We start from the raw sequence: 6,564 nt of genomic DNA, 5'->3' as shown, positions 1-6,564 counted from the left end.
GATATCTCGTAATTGTTCCAAAGAATGGATTAGTTTTTCGTTGTCTCTTTGATGCAAACCAATACTTGGTTCGTCCAAAATATATAAAACGCCTACTAATTGTGACCCAATTTGTGTCGCCAATCGAATGCGTTGTGCTTCACCACCAGAAAGTGATTTAGAACTTCGGCTTAAAGCCAAATATTCCAAACCTACATTCATCAAGAAAGCCAAACGATCTTTGATTTCCTTAATTACTTCGGTCGCGATTCGTTTTTGTTTGTCGGATAAATGATGGTCAAGTCCTAAAAACCAAGCCGTCAAATCTGAAATATCCATATCGCACAACTCGGATATGCTTTTTTCGTTTATTCTAAAATAATTGGCTTCTTTTTTCAAGCGTGAACCTTCACAAACAGGACATTTTATTTCGTCCATAAATTCCTTGGCCCAACGCTTAATTGTTGTTGAACCACTTTCGTCGTGTTGGTTTTTTATGAAATGGGAAATCCCTTCAAAGTCAATTTTGTAGTCGCGTGCAACTCCCAAATCTTTTGAATTGATGGTGAATTTTTCTTTTCCACCATTCAAAATCATTTCCATTGCCTCGGAAGGAATTTTTTCTATGGCATCGGTTAATTTAAAACCATATTTTTCTCCTATAATTTCCATTTGTTTGAAAATCCAGGAAGACTTGTATTCGCCCAAAGGTGCAAATCCACCCGCTTTTATCGATAATTTAGGATTCGGAATGATTTTGCTAACATTGATTTGATTGACTGTTCCCAGTCCGTTGCAATTATCACAAGCCCCTTTTGGTGAATTGAAAGAAAATAAATTTGGTTCCGGATTTTGATACGAAATACCCGTTGTCGGACACATCAAATTTCTACTGAAATAGCGCACTTCATTCGTGTCCTGATCCAAAACCATCAATACATTTTCGCCGTGATGCATGGCTGTGTTGATACTTTCGGATAGACGCTTCTCGTTGTCAGGAGTATCTTCGATCACCATTCTGTCAACAACAATTTCGATATCGTGGGTTTTGTAACGATCTAATTTCATCCCTGAAACTAAATCTAGAATATCTCCGTTAACACGAACTTTCAAGAATCCTTGTTTTGTGATTTGCTGGAAAAGCTCGGCATAATGTCCTTTTCTCGCACGAATAACCGGAGCGAGAATATTGATTCGCTTTCCCGTAAAATCTTGAATAATCAAATCTTTAATTTGATCATCAGAGTACGATACCATTTTTTCTCCCGTATTGTAGCTGTACGCATCGGCACCACGTGCATAAAGCAAGCGTAGAAAATCGTAAATTTCTGTAATCGTTCCTACCGTTGAACGAGGACTTTTGCTTGTCGTTTTTTGCTCGATTGCGATAACAGGAGAGAGTCCGTCAATTTTATCGACATCAGGACGTTCCAAACCTCCCAAAAATTGTCTCGCATAGGCTGAAAACGTTTCCACATAACGCCGTTGTCCTTCTGCATAAATGGTGTCGAAGGCCAATGAGGATTTCCCAGAACCAGAAAGACCCGTAATTACTACCAGTTTTTCACGGGGAATGGAAACATCTATATTTTTTAGATTATGAACGCGTGCTCCTTGAACTTCAATCGTATTGTCTGTATCTAGCATAATTTTTGCAAAAAAGCAAAGTTACCATTTTGATTGATTCTTTTGATAGAACGGTATGGAAGTTTCTGTTAAAAAAGAATATAATTTTATTCTATCGTCATAGATTTTAATTTGGTTCTATAAGCTTCAAGCGCTACCGATTTTGATATAAAACCATAATACTTATCATCACTTATTACCGGAAGAAAGGCTTTTTTGGACGACTCAAATTTGTCCATAACAAGTTCCATACTATTGGAAGGATTGATAATAGCAATAGGCTGAACCATTATTTCTTTTATCAAAGTGTATTTCACCCTATATGGATTGAAAATAATCTCTCGAATATCATTAAAATGCACAATTCCCAATAAACGATTGTCGGTTGAAACTACAGGAAAAATAACTTGGTTGGAATGGGATATTAAATCAACCAATTTTTCAAGATTTTCATCTGGTGTAATTGTCAAATAATCAGTTTGGATGATTGAATTTGTGTCTAATGTTGAAAGTACGTTAGCATCTTTATTGCTCGTAAAAGCATGTCCTTTTTTGGCTAGATTCTTGACATCCAAAGAATGTTTTTCAAACCGTTTAGAAATAGCAAAGCTAATAGAAGCAACAATCATAAGCGGAATCATTAAGCCATAACCTCCAGTAATTTCGGCAATTAGGAAGATTGCAGTTAAAGGCGCATGAAATAATCCACTCAAAATACCTGCCATGCCGACCATAGTAAAATTACCAACCGGTAAATTGGTCAAACCTGTTAGGTTTAATAATTTTGAAAAGAAAAACCCAACATAAGAACCTAAAAATAGGGAAGGAGCAAAATTACCTCCATTACCACCACTACCTAAAGTTATTCCAGTAGCAAATGCTTTTAACATAAAAGAACAGGCTACAAAAACCAATAATGCCAAGTTGTTATTTCTTAATCCCCTAAAAAGGGTATTCTCCAACAACTCTCCAGGATCACTGCCAGATAAAGTCCGGATGCTTTCATAACCTTCACCAAAAAGAGTTGGGAAAATAAAGATTAAAAGGGCTAAAATAGATGCCCCAAAGAAAGCTTTTTTATAAGGCGAAAATCGGATGTGACTAAAAAAATGTTCTGTTTTTTGGAAATTTCGAGCATAAAACACAGCGACGAATCCTGTAAAGATTCCCAAAAAAACATAGTATGGAATGTTATGGTAATTAAACGTTTGTCTGCTTGTGAAATTTAATAAAATACTTTCGTCCAAAGCAATTGCCGATACTAAAGCTCCCGTGGCGGCAGCTATCATTATCGGGGTAAAAGCCGAAATACTGACATCAACCAATAAAACCTCAATAGCAAATAAAACTCCTGCTATTGGTGCGTTAAACGCAGCTGCTATTCCTGCAGCAACTCCACAACCAATAAGTAATGTTCGGTCCTTATATTGCAGTTTGTATCTTTGCGCATAATTGGAACCAAATGCAGCTCCAGTTACTACGATTGGACTTTCAAGACCTGCAGAACCTCCCAAACCTACAGTAAGCGAACTGGTCATGATTTGGGCATACATCTGTTTCTTCGGAATAATACTCGCTTTTTTAGCTACAGCATATAAAATTTGTGAAGTTCCCTTTTCAATAGTTCCGCCTAAAAATCGATTGACTACGAATACTGTTAGCATAATACCAATTACAGGCAACATTATTTTAAGAAGTCCTATCTTAAGAAAATTGGTATGAATAGTTACATAAGTCGCAAATGTAAAAACTGAGTGAGCAAATATTTTTAAAATAATAACAGCAAAAGCAGCAGATATTCCAACTAAAACACTTGATAAAAAAATAAATTGCTTCGGGCTTAAAGCAGATTGTGATAAAGCAAGCAGCTGTTCTATTTTTGAAAAAAACTTTTTAAACATTATCTCTTTAAAGTTGGTTTATCACAAAAATAAGCTTTTTAATGTAAAAAGAGAGAAACTATTCCATCAAAGACATAGCGTGTTTGGCAACAATTCCAAAATTATATCCTTGTGCTTCATCATAGCCTGCATAATTGATAGCAATAAGTTGACCACATTCATTAAATACAGGAGAACCACTGGCTCCATGTGTTGAAGTTACATTGTATTGCACACTTACACCGTCTGATTCTTTATTGATTTGGCCTTCATAAACTTGCACTTTTATACCTCTGCGAGTGTTGGCTAATTGCAATCCCATTGGATAGCCAATTAAAATTGCATTGGTTCCTGGTTTTATGCTCGAATCATCTTTTACGGCATCATCTAAATCAACAATATCAGAAACCGAAGCTGGTAAGCTTTCGCTCGTCAATTGCAAAACGGCAACATCTACTTCGTCACCATCTGCAATTTTAAATACTTTACATTGCAACCAATCGTCTTTTGAACCGTGTAATGCTACGCTTATTTCAACTGTTTTAGGAAGAATTTCTATATCCTCAAGATTTGTGTATGTAATTTGGCTAGTTATAGCTTTTTCTTCTGTTTTATTATCCGTTATTAAATCATTTACTTCACTGTTTACACTCGAAGAATCAACATTTGCAACTGGAGCGTTGTTTTCTGCTATAGCTTCTTCTTCAGAATAATCTCCTTCGCCTTCTTCATTATAATAGTCATTCCAGTGTGATTCAAGATAAGTTTTATAGTCTTTTTTATCAATGGAATCTGGCAAGATAGATGCGATGTGGTCTTTTAAATCACTAAAGTCTTCATCTTTAGATTCGGTATACTTCCAAGGTTCAGCAACGTGATGATTTGTAACTATTTTCCCATCCTCAGATACAAAAAATCCTGTTCCTGAAATTGTTTTTTCTCCTAGTGAACTATCGTCAACAGCTATTTGAAAAGGTTCAGATCCTTTGATTGAAATTTGCAAAGCATAAGTATGTTTGACAAGTACAACTGCATCTTTGTATTTTTCATAAATCTGGGTTTGATTATTAAGGCAGACAACTTCTTTTTTGTTGAATTTGGCCCAAACTCTTGGAATTATGATTAGCCCTAGAGCAAATAGGATTCCAATAATTAATGCTATTTTTTTATTTCTTGCTTTGTTATTGGTTTGCAATGTATTCTCGTTATTTTTTTCTTCTGAAGTTTGATTTCCCAACATTTTATTAAATTTTGAAAGCAAATTTAATAAAACAAAACGTACTAATTATGAGTAATTTTGCCTTAATTGAAGCTATTTTAATAAATTTATTTAAAAATCAGTAAATCAGATAATTGAGTTTTTTTTTCAAAAATGCTTCCTGGAAGAATTTGTTAATCGTAATTTCATCAAGTAGTTATTGTAGAAATGGTTGTGATTTAAAATGAGTAGCATAGAAATTATTTTATATTTTTCAATGCTTCTTTTTCGCTTAGTTTTTTTAGATTGGTAACTAATACAAAATTCTTTACTTCTTCGGGATTTGTTTTCGCATATTCCCGCAATGCCCATCCAATAGCTTTTTGTATAAAAAATTCGGTTGACGTTTTATGTCTCTCACAGATTGATTTCAGTAAATCAAAATTTGTTTTTTCTTTATAGCCCAACTGAAAAAGAATAGCACTTCGATTGAGCCACATATTCTCGGAATTTGAAAAATGATTAATAACATCATCTATCTCTAAAGGAAATTGCTGCAAATAGCCACCCAAAATAAATTTGGCAATAATATCTACACTATCCCACCAAGAGTTTGTGGTTATAAGTTTTTCTATAAGGTGAATGTCTTCTTTTATATAATTGTTTATCAGTTTTTTTATTAAAATTTCTAAGGCACAATAATGAAGTTCTCGTTCATTTTTTGAATACAATAACAATGCTATTTCTCTTGAATTATCGGAAACTTCTTTTTGATTTTCTGCCCAAATACTTTTAAAAATATGTCTTCTTTCTTCTGTTTTAATTCCAAAAAACTGAAAATTATTTTTCATATATTTTGACATGGCAGCAGCATTTTCGGCATTGCTGTTTTCTGTAAATACTTTTTCTAAAGAGGTAATAAAATTCATACAATAAAAAATCAATCGCAATATTAAAATTCTCTAATCTAAAATCCTGCCGCCTTATCATCACCTCTATAATCAGCGCCGCCTTCAATTTTGCCGTCAGGAAGAACCAAAACAGCATCTACTTTTCCAATTACAGGTGTTGTTTTTTCATTGATGATGTATCCTTTGGATTTTAATTTTTCAAAAGTGTTTGTGTCAAAAGTATTGGGTTCAAATGTAATTACATCCGGAAGCCATTGATGATGAAATCTGGGAGCATTTACCGCTTCCTGCATTACTAAATTGTATTGATAAACATTTAGTATTGTTTGCAAAACTGAAGTAATAATAGTAGATCCGCCAGGTGATCCAACAACCATAAAAAGGTTTTCATCTTTTTCGACAATTGTAGGCGTCATGGAACTCAGCATTCTTTTTTGTGGAGCTATGCTGTTGGCTTCATTTCCAACCAATCCAAACATATTAGGTTCACCGGGTTTGGTGCTGAAATCATCCATTTCATTATTTAGAAAAAAGCCCAACTCATCACAATAATACTTGGATCCATACCCATCGTTTAAGGTTGTAGTTGCTGCTATTGCATTTCCAAATGGATCCACGATAGAGTAGTGGGTAGTCTCTGTACTTTCATTATAAGTTACTTTTCCTTCCTTAATTTCAGAAGATAAAGTTGCTTTATCTAAATTAAAACTTGACATTCTTTGTTTTAAATAATCGTCAGCCAAAAGTCCTTTTAAAGGAATTTTTACAAAATCAGGATCACCGAGAAAATAGCTTCTGTCGGCATAAGCACGACGCTCGGCTTCCACAATCAGCTGAATTGATTCTGCCGAATTATGTCCCTTTTTAGACAAGTCGTATGGCTCTATCATTTTTAGAATTTGTGCCAAACAAATACCGCCGCTGCTGGGAGGCGACATTGAAATAACTTTCAGGTTTTTATATTTAAAAG

4 protein-coding genes and 1 pseudogene are annotated in these 6,564 nt (G+C 34.4%); all 5 read right to left on the bottom strand.

Features of this window, described 5'->3' with window-relative positions; translation table 11 throughout:
- A pseudogene (locus tag VFS71_RS08765) lies at positions 1-1,626 on the bottom strand (excinuclease ABC subunit UvrA); the annotation flags it as partial.
- An 86-nt stretch (positions 1,627-1,712) separates the two neighbouring features.
- Positions 1,713-3,506 (bottom strand): chloride channel protein, encoded by a 1,794-nt coding sequence (locus VFS71_RS08760; RefSeq protein ID WP_326400656.1) that lies wholly within the window; start codon positions 3,504-3,506, stop codon positions 1,713-1,715.
- 58 nt (positions 3,507-3,564) lie between these two features.
- Entirely contained in the window at positions 3,565-4,725 is a 1,161-nt protein-coding gene (locus VFS71_RS08755) for a serine protease (RefSeq protein ID WP_326400654.1), read from the bottom strand.
- 218 nt (positions 4,726-4,943) lie between these two features.
- Positions 4,944-5,612, bottom strand: a complete 669-nt coding sequence (locus VFS71_RS08750; RefSeq protein ID WP_326400653.1) for a DNA alkylation repair protein — start codon at positions 5,610-5,612, stop codon at positions 4,944-4,946.
- A 38-nt stretch (positions 5,613-5,650) separates the two neighbouring features.
- A partial coding sequence (locus VFS71_RS08745; RefSeq protein ID WP_326400651.1) for a gamma-glutamyltransferase family protein occupies positions 5,651-6,564 on the bottom strand: 914 nt, incomplete at its 5' end.

It is taken from the genome of Flavobacterium sp. (assembly GCF_035760125.1).
Taxonomy (GTDB): Bacteria; Bacteroidota; Bacteroidia; order Flavobacteriales; family Flavobacteriaceae; genus Flavobacterium.
This window is presented reverse-complemented; position numbering and strand designations above follow the sequence as displayed.

What these genes read in the sequence shown, in the direction of transcription:
- VFS71_RS08760 (WP_326400656.1), bottom strand. Translation starts at nt 3,506, where the DNA reads ATGTTTAAAAAGTTTTTTTCAAAAATAGAACAGCTGCTTGCTTTATCA.
- VFS71_RS08755 (WP_326400654.1), bottom strand. Translation starts at nt 4,725, where the DNA reads ATGTTGGGAAATCAAACTTCAGAAGAAAAAAATAACGAGAATACATTG.
- VFS71_RS08750 (WP_326400653.1), bottom strand. Translation starts at nt 5,612, where the DNA reads ATGAATTTTATTACCTCTTTAGAAAAAGTATTTACAGAAAACAGCAAT.